This is a genomic window from Micromonospora sp. CNZ303 (assembly GCF_004345505.1).
In genome coordinates this window covers 572,515-587,773 of the sequence record NZ_SLVT01000002.1, presented here as the reverse complement: position 1 = coordinate 587,773, position 15,259 = coordinate 572,515, and the positions used below count along the sequence as shown (strand labels likewise).

Here is a 15,259-nt window from a genome sequence, read left to right as displayed (position 1 = left end):
CGCGATGGGCGAGGCGTCGTCGAGGTGGCCGGTGCGTGTCCCGGACGTGGCGTCTGGTCCGATCCGTCCCCCGCGCCGACGCGTCGCTATTCCGTCAGGGTGGGATTCCCGCCTATATGGACGCGCCATTTCCGCGCCCGACGCCGCGCATTGCGGGGGAGGGGTGCGGGCCGTTCCGCCCGTTACCAGCAGGCGTTCATGGCGTTACCCTGCGTGGTTGTCGCCGGTGCCGGCCTCCGGGGGCGATCGTGGCGCTGACCGGGCCACCGGCGGTGGCGGAGCCGACCGCACCGAAGGTCGCCGCGCGCGGGGCACGGCTGTTGGCCGTACTCGCGCTCGCCCCGGCGCTGCGGCTCGCCGTGATCCGGCACGCCGTACCGCCGGGGGTGGCGATCCGGACCGGGTGCGACGCGTGCGACGCCCCGGTCGGGCTGGCCCGGCCCTGGCCGGCGCTGGGCCCGACGGCGCGGTGCGGGCGGTGCGGGGCGCGCGTCGGCCCGCCGCCCGGCACGGTGGAACTCGCCCTCGCGGCGGCCGTCGGGGCGCTGGTGCTGCTCGGGCCGCCCGCCACCGTGCTGGTCGCCACGGCCTGGTGGCTGGGCTGGGCGATCCCGCTGGTCCTCGTCGACGCGGCCGTGTGCCGGCTGCCGGACCGGCTCACCTGGCCCGCCGCGGCCGGGACCTGGCTGCTGCTGGGGCTGGCCGCCCTCGCCGGGGCCGGCCCGGCGCCCTGGCTGCGCGCCACCGTGGCCGGCGTCGCGCTGGCGCTCTTCTTCGCCACCACCACGCTGCTGCTCGGCCGGCGCGGCTTCGGCCTCGGCGACGCCAAGCTGGCGCTCGGCGTCGGCGCGCTGCTGGGCTGGTACGGCTGGGCGGTCCCGGTGGCCGGGCTGGTGCTCGCCCTGCTGCTCTCCGGGGCGGTCGGCGTCGCGCTGCTGGCCGCCCGCCGCGTCGGCTGGCGCAGCCACCTCCCGTTCGGCCCGTTCCTGGTCCTCGGCGCCCTCGCCGCCCTCCTTCTGCTCTGATCCTGCGGGCGTAGGCCGCCCGCGCTCCCCTCCTGGCCGGACGGCCTCCGTCGCGCAGGCCCTCCGTCCAGGCAGGCCTCCTGTCCGCGCAGGCCCTTCGTCCGCGCAGGCCCTCCCGTGCGGGCGGGCCCCGTCCCGCGAGCGGTCAGCGGCGGGACGTCGGGGTGGCCGGATCGCGGACGGGGCGCTCGGCCCGGCGGGCGCGGCGGTGCAGCAGCCCGGCGGCGGGGCGGGCGAACAGCGGGGTGAGCAGCGCGGCGAACAGGGCGCCGAGCAGGACACCGGCGACCACGTCGTGCGGGTAGTGCACGCCGACGAAGGTGCGGGAGAACGCGGCCAGCGCCGCCAGTGGCAGCGCCACCAGGCCGACCCGGCGGGACAGCAGCAGCGTCGCCACCGCCAGGCCACCCGCGATCGTGGAGTGGTTGCTGGGGAACGACCAGTCGCCCGTCGGCGGGCACTCGCCGGCGATGATGGCGAGTTCGGTGGCGATCGCCCGGCAGGGGCGTTCCTGGTCCACCACCGTCTTCAACAGCTCGCTGCACCCGTACGCGAGCACCACCGGCGCCGGCGACACCAGGGCGTACGCGCGGTCGCGCGGCCCGCCCCCGAGCCGGGACACGGCCGCGATCAGCCACAGCGCGCCGAGCAGCAGGATCGCGCCCTCGGTGAAGTGCTCGGCGAACCACTGCACCGGTTGCGGGGTGTCGGCGGCGAAGTCGACGATGTCCTGGTACCACTCGACACTGATCTTCGGAACATCCGGCGTGTCCGCATCAACCATGATTCACCTCACGGATCGTTCATACCTCGTTTAGCTCCCAGACAACCCTGGAATACCTGGAAGTCGGGCGCAGTGTGCATTGGTCGGGTGGTGACCCCGACTTTCGTCTCAGCGACCTCTCAGCCCCATCTGCTTCGATTGACCCGGTACGTCGGACTTCCCTGGAGGCGCTGTGCACGAAACCCCCATCACCGATCGGCCGCCGACCGGGCAGGTCACAGGGGGCGACGAGGCGTGGCGGATCCGGCGTACGCAGGCGGACATGGACCGCCTCGCCGAGACCGAGTCGATCTTCGCGTTGGGCAACGGCTGGGTCGGCTGGCGCGGCACCCTGGACGAGGGCGCGCCCTACGGCATGCCCGGCACCTACCTCAACGGCTTCCACGAGCGGCGCGAGCTCGACTACCCCGAGGACGGGTACGCCTTCCCGCAGTTCAGCGACACGGTGATCAGCGCGCCGAACGCGGCCCTGGTCCGCCTCTGGGTCGACGGCGAGCCGCTGGACGTGCGCACCGGCACCCTGCGCACCCACGAGCGGGTGCTCGACCTGCGCGCCGGGGTGGTCGAGCGGCACACCGAGTGGATCTCGCCGGCCGGGCACGGCGTACGCGTCCGCAGCGTCCGGCTGGTCTCCCTGCCCCGCCGTCCGGTGGCCGCCGTCCGGTGGTCCGTCGAGCCGTTGGACGGCACGGTCGAGGTGCGGGTCTGCGCCGACCTGCTCGCCAACGAGCGGGTGCCGGAGCGCGCCGACGACCCCCGCGCCGCCTCCGTGCTCAGCGACCCGCTGACCGCCGAGTACCGGCACTCCGACGGGCACGACGGCGTCCTCGTCCACCGCACCGAACACAGCGGCCAGCGGGTCGCCGTCGCCGTCGCGCACGACGTGCACGCCCCGGACGGCTTCGCCCCCGGCGTCGACTGCACCCCCGACCGGCTGCGCCTCACGCTGACCGGGACGCTGCGCGCCGGCGAGCGGCTCCGACTGACCAAGTTCGCCGCGTACGAGTGCACCCCGGTCGACGGCCTGCCCCCGGAGGAGCTGGCCCGCCTGGTCGTCGCGGAGGCCGACGCGGCCCGCGCGGAGGGCTTCGAGGCCCTGCTGGCCGGCCAGCGCGCGGCGCTGGACGCCGCCTGGCAGACCGCCGACGTGCAGCTCGACGGCGACGACGAACTCCAGCAGGCCATCCGGTTCTCGGTGTTCCACCTGCTCCAGGCGGCCCGGGCGGACGGCGACCGCACCATCCCCGCCAAAGGGCTGACCGGCAACGGCTACGACGGGCACGTGCTCTGGGACACGGAGGGCTACGTCCTGCCCGTGCTGACCTACCTCGACCCGCCGCTGGCCCGCTCGGCGCTGCGCTGGCGGCACGCCCACCTGCCGGAGGCCCGCGAGCGCGCGGCGGAGCTGCGGCTGACCGGGGCGACCTTCCCGTGGCGGACCCTCGGCGGGCGGGAGTGCTCCGGCTACTGGCCGGCCGGCACGGCCGGGCTGCACCTCAACGCCGACATCGCCGACGCCGTGCTGCGCTACGCCGCCGCCACGGGCGACGGGGAGTTCCTCGCCGGGCCCGGGCTGGAACTGCTGGTCGAGACGGCCCGGCTCTGGCACGGCTTCGGCCACTGGTCCGACACCGGCACCTTCCACCTGCACGGCGTGACCGGCCCCGACGAGTACAGCGCCCTGGCCGACGACAACGTCTTCACCAACCTGATGGCCCGGCGTAACCTGCGCGGGGCCGCCGACGCCGCCGAGCGGCACCCCGAGGCGGCGGCCCGACTCGGCGTCGAGGCGGCCGAGGTGTCGGCCTGGCGCGCGGCGGCCGACGCGGTCTTCGTCCCGTACGACCGCAAGCGGGGGGTGCACCAGCAGTCGGCCGGCTTCACCGAGCAGCCGGAGTGGAACTTCGCGGACACCTCCGAGGACGACTACCCGCTGCTGCTGCACTTCCCCTACCTGGAGCTGTACCGCAAGCAGGTGGTCAAGCAGGCCGACCTGGTGCTCGCCATGCAGCGCTGCCCGGGGGAGTTCACGGCTGACGAGAAGGCCCGCAACTTCGCCTACTACGAGGCGCGGACCGTCCGGGACTCGTCGCTGTCGGCCTCCCCGCAGGCCGTGCTCGCCGCCGAGGTCGGGCACCTCGACCTGGCGTACGACCTGTTCGCCGAGTCGGTGCTCCAGGACCTGGCGGACCTCGGCGACAAGACCGGCGACGGGCTGCACCTGGCGTCGCTGGGCGGGGCGTGGCTGGCCCTGGTGCAGGGCTTCGGCGGGATGCGCGACGACCGGGGGGTGCTCTCCTTCGACCCCCGGCTGCCGGCGGCGATCGACCGGCTCGCGTTCCACCTGCGCTGGCACGGCCACCGGCTGCGGGTCACTCTCACCTCCGACGAGGCCCGCTACGAGCTGCCGGACGCCGACCCGGAGACCGGCATCGAGGTGTGGCACCACGGCGAGCCGCTGCGGGTCACCGGAGCCGGGCCGGTCACCCGCCCGATGCCCGAGGTGCCCGACCCGGGGCCGGAGCCGCCCTCCCCGCCCGGCCGCCGCCCCACCCGCCGCTGAGGTGTAAGGAAGGGGCCCCTTCCTTACACCTGGGTAGGGTGGCGCGGTGCCCGAACTCGAGCGGCTCGCCGCCCACCAGGCCGACGCGCTGCTGCGCTTCGAGCGGGAGAACCGGGAGTGGTTCGCGCGCTCGGTGCCGGACCGGGGCGACGCGTACTTCGCCGACTTCGCCGCGCGGCACGCGGGGCTGCTCGCCGAGCAGGAGAGCGGCACCTGCCACTTTCACGTCCTGGTCGACGCCGACGGGACGGTGCTGGGCCGGTTCAACCTGGTCGACGTCGCCGACGGCGAGGCCGAGCTGGGCTACCGGGTGGCCGAGCGGGCCGCCGGGCGCGGGGTGGCGACCGACGGCGTCCGCCGCGTCGTGGCACTGGCCCGTCGGGCGTACGGGCTGCGCCGGCTGACCGCCGGGACCACGCTGGACAACGCGGGCTCGCTCGCGGTGCTCCGGCGTACCGGGTTCACGCCGGTGGGCGAGGTGTCACTCGACGGGCGCCCCGGGCTGCGGTTCGCCCGCGGGCTGACGGCCGACGACTGACGCGCCGGACATCCGCTGCCGGACGGTCTCCAGCGCCTCGAAGGCGTACGCCCAGTTGTGGCACTTGAAGCTGCGCAGCCCCTCGATCGCGGTGCGGCAGTCGGTGCAGCGCACCCCGGCGATCGCGTCCGGGACCTCGGTGTTGACGTATCTGCGGTCGCCGAGGATGACCGTCGCGATCATCATCCGGTCGTGCACGCCGGAGAGGGCGGAGGAGACGATGTCGTACCAGTTCACCCGGCGGCCGCACTTCGGGCAGTCCGGCTCGTCGCCGCTGACCCAGAGCGGGGCGCCGATGCTGCGCAGCGGCATGCCGAGCAGCTTCTCGATCCGGCGTACGTCCGACTCCGGGGTCGTCCACCGGTGCCTGCCGGGCAGCGAGGCGGGCGAGTCGTAGACGGCACGGAACAGGACCGGGTCGACCTCCACGGTCTCGCGCTGACTGGTCATCGGCGTGCCTCCTCCACGGTCGGGTGCCCGCACCGTCGTCGCGGGCGGGGCGGGTACGACCGGATCAACGACGACCGGGGGTCCGGTGTTGTGTCCGCCCGGCGACGCGGGGGCTACGCCTCGCGGGGGCGCAGGCCGCGCAGCGCCGTGTCCACCACCTGGTCGGCGTACCCGTGCGTCAGCGGGCCGGTGCGCTGGAGCCACCGGTTGAGGACCGGCCCGAAGATCAGGTCGACGGCCACGTCGAGGTCGACGTCCTCGGCGAGCTGGCCGGCACGCCGGGCGGCGCGCAGGCGTTCCTTCTTCAGCTCCCGCATGGGCCCGTCCAGCCGCTCCGCGTAGTCGGCGGCCAGGGCGGGGTCGTGGACGATCTCGGTGTGCAGGGCGCGCATGGGCAGGTCGTAGCGCGGGTCGTTCAGCTCGTCGACGACGGCCCGCAGGACCAGCTTCAGGTCGGCGGCCAGGTCGCCGGTGTCCGGCAGGGCGCCGTCCTGCCCGCCGTCGGTCGTGAGCGCGAGAAAGGCGTCGAACAGCAGGGCGCCCTTCGAGGGCCACCAGCGGTAGATCGTCTGCTTGCCGACGCCGGCGGCGGCGGCGATGCCCTCGATGCTGAGCTTCGCGTAGCCCACGTCGCCGACGAGGTCGAAGGCGGCGGTGAGGATGGCGCGGCGTGCGGTCTCGCTGCGACGGCTGGAGTCGGGGGCGACCTTCTGCGTGGGCACGGGCCCAATCTAGCAAGGATGAGACGAGACGGTCCGTCTTGACAGTGGAGCCCGATCGGGTAGGGTCACTCTCGTCAACAAGACGAGACGGTCCGTCTCGCAAGGGAGGGAGTCCCCATGGAAGCCTCAGCCACCGCCGCGCCACGGGTCTGGTTCGTCACCGGGGCCAGCCGTGGTCTCGGCCGCGCCTTCACCGAGGCCGCGCTCGCCGCCGGCGACCGGGTCGTCGGCGCGGCCCGGGACGTCTCACCGCTCGACGACCTCGCCGCCCGACACCCCGACCGCCTGCTGACGCTGCGCCTCGACGTCACGGACCGCGCGGCGGTCCTCGACGTCGTCGACGAGGCGGTACGGCACTTCGGCCGGCTCGACGTCGTCGTGAACAACGCCGGGGCGCTCTACATGGGCATGGTCGAGGAGTTCACCGAGGCCGAGGCCCGCGCCCAACTGGACCTCAACTTCTTCGGCGCGTTCTGGGTCAGCCAGGCCGTCCTGCCGCACCTACGCGCCCAGGGCGGCGGGCACGTCGTGCAGGTCTCCAGCATCGGCGCCCTCGGCGGCTTCCCCAGCACGGGGCTCTACAGCGCGAGCAAGTTCGCGCTGGAGGGCATGAGCGAGGCGCTGGCCGCCGAGGCCGCCGGGTTCGGCGTCAAGGTCACGATCGTCCAGCCGGGCGGCTACTGGACCGACCTCTACGCCAGCAGCACGGCGGCTACCCCGAACCCCGCCTACGACCCGCTGCGGGAGGAATTGGCGCGGCAGTGGGCGGAAGGGTCGATCGACAGCGAACCCCGGCTGGCCGCCGAGGCGCTGATGAAGCTCGTGGCCAGCGACGACCCGCCGCTGCGGCTGCTGCTGGGCAGCATGGTCTACGACCTCGCCTTCGACATCTCCAGGCGACGCATGGACGTCTGGGCCGGCTGGGAAGAGGTGAGCCGCGCCGCCGAGAAGGCGGTCCCGGCCCCGGGCGCCGGGCCGGCCTGACCGCCGCCGGGCGCGGGAGGGCGGGGCGCGCGGCGGCCCACGTACGGCCGATCGTGACGGTCGCCACGCGGGAGGGAACTCTCCCGTCGCGGAAGAGTAGGGTCCGTCGGGTCGTCGCGCCGCCCCCAAGTGGAAATGGCCCCATGTCCTCTGTGCCGTCCCTGGCTCCCCGCCCACGCCTGCCCCGGCCGTCCTGGCTGTCGCCGAGGGTGTTCCGCACCGAGGTCCTCGCCGGCCTGGTCGTCGCCCTGGCGTTGATCCCGGAGGCGATCTCCTTCTCGATCCTGGCCGGGGTCGATCCCCGGGTGGGCCTCTTCGCCTCGTTCACGATGGCCGTGACCATCGCGATCTGCGGCGGTCGGCCGGCGATGATCTCCGCCGCCACCGGGGCGGTCGCCCTGGTCGTGGCGCCCCTCGCCAAGGAGCACGGCCTCGATCACCTGATCGCCGCGGTGATCCTCGGCGGCGTGATCCAGATCCTGCTGGCGGTGCTCGGGGTGGCGAAGCTGATGCGGTTCATCCCGCGCAGCGTGATGGTCGGCTTCGTCAACGCCCTGGCCATCCTGATCTTCGTCGCCCAGGTGCCGCACCTGATCGGGGTGCCGTGGCTGGTGTACCCGCTCGCGGCGGTCGCGCTGGCGATCATGGTGGGGCTGCCCCGACTCACCCGGGCCGTCCCGGCGCCGCTGGTCGCCATCGTGGTGCTGACCGTGGTCACGGTGACCACCCACGCGACGGTGCCGACCGTGGGCGACGAGGGGGCGTTGCCGGACAGCCTGCCCACGCTCGGCCTGCCGCAGGTCCCCTGGACCATGGACACCCTGACCCTGATCGCCCCGTACGCCCTGGGCATCGCGCTGGTCGGGCTGATGGAGTCGTTGATGACCGCGAAGCTGGTCGACGACATCACCGACACCCCCTCCAGCAAGACCCGGGAGTCGTGGGGGCAGGGCGTGGCGAACATCGTCACCGGGTTCTTCGGCGGCATGGGCGGCTGCGCGATGATCGGTCAGACGATGATCAACGTGAAGGCGTCCGGCGCCCGTACGCGGCTGTCGACCTTCCTGGCCGGCGTCTTCCTGCTGATCCTGGTTGTCGCGCTCGGCGACGTGGTCGCGGTGATCCCGATGGCCGCCCTGGTCGCCGTGATGGTCATCGTCGCGGTGTCGACGTTCGACTGGCACTCGGTCGCCCCGGCCACGCTCAAACGGATGCCGTACGGCGAGACGATCGTCATGGTGACCACCGTCGTCACCACGCTGGCCACCCACAACCTCGCTGTCGGCGTCGTCGCCGGCGTGCTCACCGCGATGGTCGTCTTCGCCCGGCGGGTCGCCCACCTGGTGGAGGTGACCAGCGTCCTCGACCCCGAGGGGACGACCCGGATCTACTCGGTGCACGGCGAGCTGTTCTTCGCCTCCAGCAACGACCTGGTCGGGCAGTTCGACTACGCCAACGACCCCGACAGCGTGGTCATCGACATGACGCACGCCCACGTCTGGGACGCCTCCTCCGTGGCTGCCCTCGACGCCGTCACCACCAGGTACGCCGCCCGCGGCAAGACCGTGGAGATCGTCGAGCTGAACCGCCCCAGCGCGGACATCCACGGCACCCTCGCCGGCCGGCTCGGCGTCGGCCACTGATGGCCCCCGACCGCCGTACGGCCGGGCCGGCACCCGCCCCCGGCCCGGCGGCCGGGTCCGCCCCCGGCCCGGCTTCGGCGCCCGCCGCCGGCCCGGACGGAGGGCGGCTGATGCAGATCGGCGAGGCCGCCGAGCGGGTCGGGCTGAGCATCCGCACCATCCGGCACTACGAGGACGTCGGCCTGATCGTCCCGTCGGCCCGCAGCGACGGGGGCTTCCGCCTCTACACCGCACCCGACCTCGACCGGCTCGCCGTGGTCAAGCGGATGAAGCCGCTCGGCTTCACCCTCGACGAGATGCGCGACCTGCTCGGCGTCCTCGACGCCCTCGACACGGCCGAGGGCGCCAACCGGGTCGCCCTGCTCGACCGGCTCGGCATGTTCCACACCGCCGCCACGGCCCGCGTCAGCGCGCTGCGCGACCAGCTCGCCACGGCCGAGGGCTTCGCCGGCACGCTCCGCGACAGGCTCGACCAGCACGGCGGTCCGTCCACCTGAGCCGGTCGCCGGCCCTGGCGGCGGGAGTGGCGACGACGGGCGGCTCCCCTGCTCCTCGATCCGGTGGCGCTCATTGCTCCAAAGTGGACCCGCCGCCAACCGGCGGCCGGCCGTGGCGGAGGCGCACTACGCTCCGGGCCACACAAGGAGAGGGAAGATCAATGCGTAGGACCCTGCTGCCCGTCGCGGCACTCGCCCTGGTGGCGGCGCTGAGCGGATGCGTCACGATCAACACGCCGGCGGACGACCCGGACCCGGCCGCCTCGGCGCAGCCGACAGGCAGCACCGTCAGCGTCGACGACGAGACGGCGGACCCGGACGAGCCGGCGCCCTCGGCCGTACCCGACACGTCCGGAGCGCCCGCCACGCTCAAGGCGCTCACCTGCGCGCAGCTCAAGACCGCCGTGCTCGGCAACGGATCCGAGCGGTACAACGGCTACCCGGATCCGATCCCGCTCGTCGACGGCATGTGGTCCGGCGAGGACGGCACCGTCGTCCACATGCAACAGCCGTGCGCCATCGGCGACCTGACCGGCGACGACGCGGCCGACGCGGTGGTCCCGGTGCTGATGGACGGCGGCGGGACCGGCAAGTTCTGGCAGATCGTGATGTACGGCAACATCGACGGTAAGCCCGTCTACGTCACCATGGTCGACATCGGCGACCGTACGCCCGTCGAGTCGGTCTCGATCAAATCCCGCCGGGCGACGGTGGTCTACCTGACCCGCCCCGAGGACGCGTCCTCGGCGGAGGTCGCCGTGCGGCGTACGGCCGTCTACGAACTCAGCGGTAGCCGGCTCGTCGAGATCAGCCACACGGACGCGCCGTACACCCCCTGAGCGGTCGGCCCCGCGCGGTGGGCCGTTCCGGCGCGGAACGGCCCACCGGTCGACGACTACCGGGCCCGGCGCGGCGACGTCCAGTCCTGCTGCCGCAGCCGTTCGATGCCGTCCAGCAGCAGGTCCAGCGCGAACTCGAACTCGAACTGGTCGTCGCAGCCCTGCCCCACCACCGACGCGTCGTCGTGGGACGCCGCCGTGGAGATCTCCGCGAGGTGCGGGAACCGGGCCGCGACCTCCGGCGGGAAGGCCTGCGGTGGTTCTGAGCTGGCCGTGCCGGAGCGGCCGGCGCGCCGGGAGGCGTCGAACAGCTCCTGACTGAAGCCCAGGATCCGGCTGCCCATCGCGTGCATCACGTGGTGGGCGAGGTCGGCGGAGAACCCGCCGGCCCGGAGGGTCCCGACCACCGAGTCGAGGTACGCGAGGACGGCGGGCGTCGCCATGTTCCGCGACTCGATCGCGAGCGGCGCCCAGGGGTGGCGCCGCAGCACCTGCCGCGCCGAGAGGATGCGGCTGCGGACCGCGTGCTTCCAGTCGGCGTCGGGCACCGGCGGGTCGATCTCGCCGACGACGACGTCGATCATGCCGTCGAGCAGTTCGTCCTTGTTGGCCACGTGCTTGTAGAGGGCCATCGGCACGACGCCCAGATCCTGGGCGAGGTTGCGCATGCTGAGGGACTCGATCCCCGCCCCGTCGGCGAGCGCGACGGCGGCGCGCAGGATCCGGTCCCTGCTCAGCGGCGCCCGGCGCAGCGTCTCAGCCTGCTCACCCATCTCGGTCCCCGTCTTCCGGCGGCGGTTGAAACCATAACCGCCTTGACCGGTGTACGCCGTACACCTACATTGGGTGTACGGCGTACACCTAGCGGGAGGTCAAAGATGAAGGCGATAGTCCAGGACCGGTACGGCCCGCCGGAGGCGCTCACGCTCGCGGACGTCGACGTGCCGGTGCCCGCCGTTGACGAGGTGCTCGTGCGGGTCGAGGCCGCCGCGCTCAACGCGTACGACTGGCATGCCATGCGTGGCGATCCGCGGATGGCGCGGTTGGCGATGGGCCGGACGCGGCCCCGCGCGCGCATCCGTGGCCGCGACTTCGCCGGCCGGGTCGAGGCCGTCGGCAGCCACGTCCGACAGGTGCGCCCGGGTGACGCCGTCTTCGGCGACCTCGGCGACGCCAACGGCGCGTTCGCCGAGTACGTGTGCGTGCCCGCGACCCTGGTCGCGCCGAAGCCGGCGAACCTGACCCCGCAGCAGGCCGCCGCGCTGCCGCTGGCCGGTGTCACCGCGCTCATGGGCCTGCGCGACGTCGGGCGGGTCGAGCCCGGCCACCGCGTCCTCGTCAACGGCGCCTCCGGCGGCGTCGGCACCCTGGCCGTCCAACTGGCCAAGGCGCTCGGCGCGACCGTGACCGGAGTGTGCAGCACCCGCAACGTCGACCTGGTCCGCTCCCTCGGCGCCGACCACGTCGTCGACTACACCCGCGACGACTTCACCCGCGAGGCCCGCCGCCACGACGTCGTGTTCGACCTGGTCGGCAACCGCTCGCTCACCGCGCTCCGGCGGGCGCTGACCCCGACCGGGACGCTGGTGCTCTCCGGCGGTGGCGTGTACGGCGGCGGCAGCCTCGTCGGGCCGGTCTGGCTCCTCGCGCGCGGACGGCTGCTGGCGCCCCTCGTCCGCCAGCGCATCGTCACCCTCACCGCGACGCCCAGCCGGCAGCACCTCGACACGCTCCGCGCCCACGCCGAGGCCGGCCGCCTCACCCCGGTCATCGACCGGACCTACCCGCTGCGCGAGGTGCCCCGGGCGATCCGGTACCTCGAAGGCGAACACGCGCGGGCGAAGGTGGTTATCACCCTGTGACTGACGGGCTGACGGCGACAGCGAGGGCCCGGTGGTGGCGGCGATCACGCCGTCGCCCCGGGCCGTCCGGCCGGGCACCGACCGAACTCTCGTCCGCTACCGGTCGCCGTAGTGGTACCGGCACGCGACGACCTCGCCCGGCAGGTGCGCGAGGTCGACACGCCGATCACATGCGTTCGGGAGTCCTGATGCCGAGCAGGTACAACCCCTGCCGGAGCACCCGGGCGGTCACGTCGCAGAGCACCAGCCGGCTCTCCCGGACCGGCCCGTCGGCGCGCAGCACCGGGCAGCGCTCGTAGAACGCGCTGAACGCGACGGCCAGCCGGTGCAGGTAGCCGGTCAGGTGGTGGAACTCCAGGCTGTCCGCCACCTCGCCGACCACCGTCCCGAAGCCGACCAGCTCGAAGGCGAGCGCCCGTTCGGCCGGATCGGCCAGCGAGATCGCCGCCTCCGGCCGGGCCGCCACCCCGGCCCGCCGGAAGATCGACCGGATCCGCGAGTACGCGTACTGGAGGTAGGGCGCGGTGTTGCCGTCCAGCGACAGCATCCGCTCCCAGTCGAGCACGTAGTCCCTGTGCCGGTCACTGGACAGGTCGGCGTACTTGATCGCTCCGATGCCCACCGCCCGGCCCACCTCGGCCGCCTCCGCCTCGCCCAGGTCCGGGTTCCGCTCCCGGGCCAGCGCCGTGGCCCGGACGATCGCCTCCTCCAGCAGCCCGACCAGCTTCACCGAGCCGCCGGCCCGGCTGCGCAGCATCCGACCGTCCGACCCGAGGATCGAGCCGAACCCGACGTGCTCGGCCCGGGCCGGCGGGGCCAGCCAGCCGGCCTGCGTGGCGGCGGCGTACACCATCTCGAAGTGCCGCCGCTGCGGCAGGCCGACCACGTAGAGCAACCGGGTCGCGGCCAGCGTGCCGGTCCGGTGCCGGATCGCCGCCAGGTCGGTTGCCGGATAGCCGTACCCGCCGTCGGACTTGCGGACGATCAGCGGCAGCGGCTCGCCGTCCCGGCCCACCGAGCCGGGCGGAAACACGCAGGCCGCACCCTCGCTCTCCCGCAGCAGCCCCAGGCGGTCCAGCTCCTCGGCCACCGGTTCGAGCATGTCGTTGTAGCTGCTCTCACCGTGGAAGTCCCGCTCGGTGAGGGTCACGTCGAGCAGGTCGTAGACGGTCATGAAGTACCGCTCGGACTGCTCCACCAGCAACCGCCACAGCCGCAGCGTCGCCGGATCGCCGCTCTGTAGGGCCACCACCCGCCGCCGGGACCGCTCCCGGAACGCCTCATCCGCGTCGAACGCGACCCGGGCCGCCTTGTAGAACGAGTCCAGGTCACCCATGGACAGCTCGCGCGCCGCCCCGGCCCCGCCAAGGTCGACCAGGTGCTCGATCAGCATGCCGAACGGCGTACCCCAGTCACCCAGGTGGTTGGCCCGCAGCACCCGGTGCCCCAGCCACTCCAGCAGCCGGGCCGCCGCGTCGCCGATCACCGTCGACCGCAGGTGCCCGACGTGCATCTCCTTCGCCACGTTCGGCGCCGAGTAGTCGACCACCACCGTCTCCGGCTCGACGGCCACCGGCACCCCGAGCCGCGGGTCGGTGGCCAACGCGGAGACCAGCCCGCCCAGGGCTTCGTCGGCGACGGTCAGGTTCAGGAAGCCCGGCCCGGAGACCTCCGCCGCGCTGCACAGATCGGCCAGCTCCGCGAGGTCCAGCACCTCGGCGGCGATCGCGCGCGGCGGCCGGCCGAGCTGCCGGGCCAGCGCCAGCGCAGCGTCGGACTGGAAGTCCGCACGCTGGGAGCGCCGCACGACCGGGTCAACCGGCCCGCCGGCCACCGTCGCGAACGCCGGCGCCAGCCGGTCGGCCAGCAGTTTCTCAAGGTCCATGGGTACGCCGATCTCGCTCGGATCCGCCGCGCGGATCACCGGATGGGGATGCGGGCGGACCGAGGACGATCGACGATGACCGGCGGCTCGATCCGCCGGTCGCAGGAGAAGAAGACTCAGCGCAGGCGGTCGCGGGACCGCCGGCGTCGCAGCGCGCCGACCTGGACGTCGGGGGACGTCATCGGGTACGCGGGCGAGCTGGTCATGGCAGCAGCCTAACCGTCCAGGCCGCAGAGCACGTAACGCACCCTGAGCCTGTGAATTGGACGGCGACCGGGTTGAATGCGGTGTATCGCGTCCAATCGATGCATCGATGGTGCGAGTGGTCGACGGGGACGTGGTCCAGGTCCTGGATGTGGTTGTGACCTGGGAGCGGGTCGCTCAACCGGACGGTGTCCGTTCAAGTCGTGTTAGTGCTTGCCTGGCCTCTTGGGTCGGCTCAATCAGGAAGCCTGCGGCAAGCGGCATGGCTTCCACACGCTGCCGACAACTTTCGGCCCGGCCGAGGGCTTAGCGCCCACCGCCTGCCGACGCGCCTCAACCTGTCAACGATGCGCCTTCGACGACAGTCAGTTGTCGGTCCGCCCAGCGCGGCGATGTCAGCGCCAGACCCCGCGTCGGCGGGAGGGAGGGGCATTTCGTCCTGTGGCGTCGCCCCGGGCAACCGGGATCGAGGGGTGCCGAAATCCGACACTTCTCGGCTCTTCCTGTCACGGTGACAAAAACCCTATGGTGTCCTCATGGTCAAGCCTCAGGGCAGCCCGCCGGCTGTGCTCGTCGCCGTGGATCTCGTCATCCTCACGCTGCGGGAGGGTCGGCTCCACGCGCTATTGATCAAGCGAGGCATTGAGCCACATACCGGCCGTCTGGCTCTCCCCGGTGGATTCCTCAAGCACGTCGAGGAGGATCTCCTCGACGCGGCCCATCGAAAGCTGGCGGAGGAGGCCAGCCTCGGCTCAGAGCACCCACACCTCGAGCTTCTCAGCGTGTATGGCACTCCGGGCCGAGACCCGAGAGGGCGTGTGCTGTCCGTCGCCTACCTGGCCATCGCGCCCCGGCTGCCGGAACCGACTGCGGGCAAGAACGCGACCCACGCTCACTGGATGCCCGTCGAGGAGGCTCTCTCCGACCACGTGCAGCTCGCGTTCGACCACCGTCAGATCCTCGTCGACGGCGTGGAGCGGGCCCGCGACAAGTTGGAGCGGACCGCGCTCGCCACCGCCTTCTGCGGGTCGACGTTCACGATCTCCGACCTGCAGGAGGTCTACGAGGCGGTGTGGGGAGTGCGGCTGGATCCCCGGAACTTCTATCGCAAGGTCCAGAGCGTTCCCGGCTTCATCGTCGCGGCCGGACCTACTCGCAAGGCGGAGAGCGGGCGCCCCGCCCGGCTGTTCCGCCCTGGACCGCAGTTGGCGTTAAGGCCGCCGATGACCAGACCCGACCCGACAGCAAAGGAGCCGACGTGAC

14 protein-coding genes are annotated in these 15,259 nt (G+C 73.2%); 9 read left to right on the top strand and 5 right to left on the bottom strand.

What is annotated here, in order from left to right; all coding sequences use genetic code 11:
- Nucleotides 1–248 precede the first annotated feature (248 nt).
- Nucleotides 249–1,025, top strand: a complete 777-nt coding sequence (locus EV374_RS06060) for an A24 family peptidase (protein WP_486485600.1) — start codon at nucleotides 249–251, stop codon at nucleotides 1,023–1,025.
- 145 nt (nucleotides 1,026–1,170) lie between these two features.
- Here the strand turns inward: EV374_RS06060 and EV374_RS06055 are convergent, their stop codons facing one another.
- On the bottom strand, nucleotides 1,171–1,809 hold the full coding sequence (locus tag EV374_RS06055; protein ID WP_132232340.1) for a phosphatase PAP2 family protein: 639 nt from the start codon (nucleotides 1,807–1,809) through the stop codon (nucleotides 1,171–1,173).
- Between the two features lie 262 nt (nucleotides 1,810–2,071).
- On the opposite strand from EV374_RS06055, the gene EV374_RS06050 reads away from it, so the two are divergent.
- Nucleotides 2,072–4,372 (top strand): glycosyl hydrolase family 65 domain-containing protein, encoded by a 2,301-nt coding sequence (locus tag EV374_RS06050; RefSeq protein WP_132232472.1) that lies wholly within the window; start codon nucleotides 2,072–2,074, stop codon nucleotides 4,370–4,372.
- Nucleotides 4,373–4,418: 46 nt separating this feature from the next.
- Nucleotides 4,419–4,910 (top strand): GNAT family N-acetyltransferase, encoded by a 492-nt coding sequence (locus tag EV374_RS06045; RefSeq protein WP_132232338.1) that lies wholly within the window; start codon nucleotides 4,419–4,421, stop codon nucleotides 4,908–4,910.
- Here the strand turns inward: EV374_RS06045 and EV374_RS06040 are convergent.
- Both EV374_RS06040 and EV374_RS06035 read right to left on the bottom strand, forming a co-directional pair.
- Entirely contained in the window at nucleotides 4,854–5,360 is a 507-nt protein-coding gene (locus EV374_RS06040) for a hypothetical protein (protein WP_132232336.1), read from the bottom strand. The genes EV374_RS06045 and EV374_RS06040 overlap by 57 nt on opposite strands.
- 113 nt (nucleotides 5,361–5,473) lie before the next feature.
- On the bottom strand, nucleotides 5,474–6,082 hold the full coding sequence (locus EV374_RS06035; protein WP_132232334.1) for a TetR/AcrR family transcriptional regulator: 609 nt from the start codon (nucleotides 6,080–6,082) through the stop codon (nucleotides 5,474–5,476).
- 117 nt (nucleotides 6,083–6,199) lie between these two features.
- Here EV374_RS06035 and EV374_RS06030 point away from each other — a divergent pair, with 117 nt between their 5' ends.
- From EV374_RS06030 to EV374_RS06015, 4 genes are all read left to right on the top strand, one after another.
- A complete protein-coding gene (locus EV374_RS06030) occupies nucleotides 6,200–7,066 on the top strand; it encodes an SDR family oxidoreductase (protein WP_132232332.1) in 867 nt (288 codons plus the stop codon).
- Between the two features lie 143 nt (nucleotides 7,067–7,209).
- The gene (locus tag EV374_RS06025) at nucleotides 7,210–8,709 is read left to right on the top strand and encodes a SulP family inorganic anion transporter (RefSeq protein ID WP_132232330.1); all 1,500 of its coding nucleotides are present in this window, start codon (nucleotides 7,210–7,212) and stop codon (nucleotides 8,707–8,709) included.
- Complete coding sequence (locus EV374_RS06020) at nucleotides 8,709–9,206, top strand: helix-turn-helix domain-containing protein (RefSeq protein WP_132232328.1); 498 nt, start codon at nucleotides 8,709–8,711, stop codon at nucleotides 9,204–9,206. Before EV374_RS06025 ends, EV374_RS06020 begins: the two co-directional genes overlap by 1 nt.
- 161 nt (nucleotides 9,207–9,367) lie before the next feature.
- Nucleotides 9,368–10,045 (top strand): hypothetical protein, encoded by a 678-nt coding sequence (locus tag EV374_RS06015; RefSeq protein ID WP_132232326.1) that lies wholly within the window; start codon nucleotides 9,368–9,370, stop codon nucleotides 10,043–10,045.
- Between the two features lie 56 nt (nucleotides 10,046–10,101).
- Here the strand turns inward: EV374_RS06015 and EV374_RS06010 are convergent, their stop codons facing one another.
- Nucleotides 10,102–10,818 carry a TetR/AcrR family transcriptional regulator C-terminal domain-containing protein gene (locus EV374_RS06010; RefSeq protein WP_132232324.1) on the bottom strand — a complete coding sequence of 239 codons (717 nt, stop codon included), beginning with the start codon at nucleotides 10,816–10,818 and terminating at the stop codon, nucleotides 10,102–10,104.
- A 105-nt stretch (nucleotides 10,819–10,923) separates the two neighbouring features.
- Here EV374_RS06010 and EV374_RS06005 point away from each other — a divergent pair, with 105 nt between their 5' ends.
- Entirely contained in the window at nucleotides 10,924–11,907 is a 984-nt protein-coding gene (locus EV374_RS06005; protein ID WP_132232322.1) for an NAD(P)-dependent alcohol dehydrogenase, read from the top strand.
- A gap of 166 nt (nucleotides 11,908–12,073) precedes the next feature.
- Here EV374_RS06005 and argS read toward each other — a convergent pair whose 3' ends face one another.
- Entirely contained in the window at nucleotides 12,074–13,792 is a 1,719-nt protein-coding gene (gene argS, locus EV374_RS06000) for an arginine--tRNA ligase (RefSeq protein WP_132232320.1), read from the bottom strand.
- Nucleotides 13,793–14,532: 740 nt separating this feature from the next.
- Here argS and EV374_RS05995 point away from each other — a divergent pair.
- Complete coding sequence (locus EV374_RS05995) at nucleotides 14,533–15,258, top strand: NUDIX hydrolase (RefSeq protein ID WP_132232318.1); 726 nt, start codon at nucleotides 14,533–14,535, stop codon at nucleotides 15,256–15,258.
- Nucleotide 15,259 lies beyond the last annotated feature (1 nt).

Coding starts and splice junctions, on each gene's coding strand:
- EV374_RS06055 (WP_132232340.1), bottom strand. CDS start 1,809: ATGGTTGATGCGGACACGCCGGATGTTCCGAAGATCAGTGTCGAGTGG.
- EV374_RS06030 (WP_132232332.1), top strand. CDS start 6,200: ATGGAAGCCTCAGCCACCGCCGCGCCACGGGTCTGGTTCGTCACCGGG.
- EV374_RS06010 (WP_132232324.1), bottom strand. CDS start 10,818: ATGGGTGAGCAGGCTGAGACGCTGCGCCGGGCGCCGCTGAGCAGGGAC.
- EV374_RS05995 (WP_132232318.1), top strand. CDS start 14,533: ATGGTCAAGCCTCAGGGCAGCCCGCCGGCTGTGCTCGTCGCCGTGGAT.
- EV374_RS06015 (WP_132232326.1), top strand. CDS start 9,368: ATGCGTAGGACCCTGCTGCCCGTCGCGGCACTCGCCCTGGTGGCGGCG.
- EV374_RS06020 (WP_132232328.1), top strand. CDS start 8,709: ATGGCCCCCGACCGCCGTACGGCCGGGCCGGCACCCGCCCCCGGCCCG.
- argS (WP_132232320.1), bottom strand. CDS start 13,792: ATGGACCTTGAGAAACTGCTGGCCGACCGGCTGGCGCCGGCGTTCGCG.
- EV374_RS06040 (WP_132232336.1), bottom strand. CDS start 5,360: ATGACCAGTCAGCGCGAGACCGTGGAGGTCGACCCGGTCCTGTTCCGT.
- EV374_RS06025 (WP_132232330.1), top strand. CDS start 7,210: ATGTCCTCTGTGCCGTCCCTGGCTCCCCGCCCACGCCTGCCCCGGCCG.
- EV374_RS06050 (WP_132232472.1), top strand. CDS start 2,072: ATGGACCGCCTCGCCGAGACCGAGTCGATCTTCGCGTTGGGCAACGGC.
- EV374_RS06005 (WP_132232322.1), top strand. CDS start 10,924: ATGAAGGCGATAGTCCAGGACCGGTACGGCCCGCCGGAGGCGCTCACG.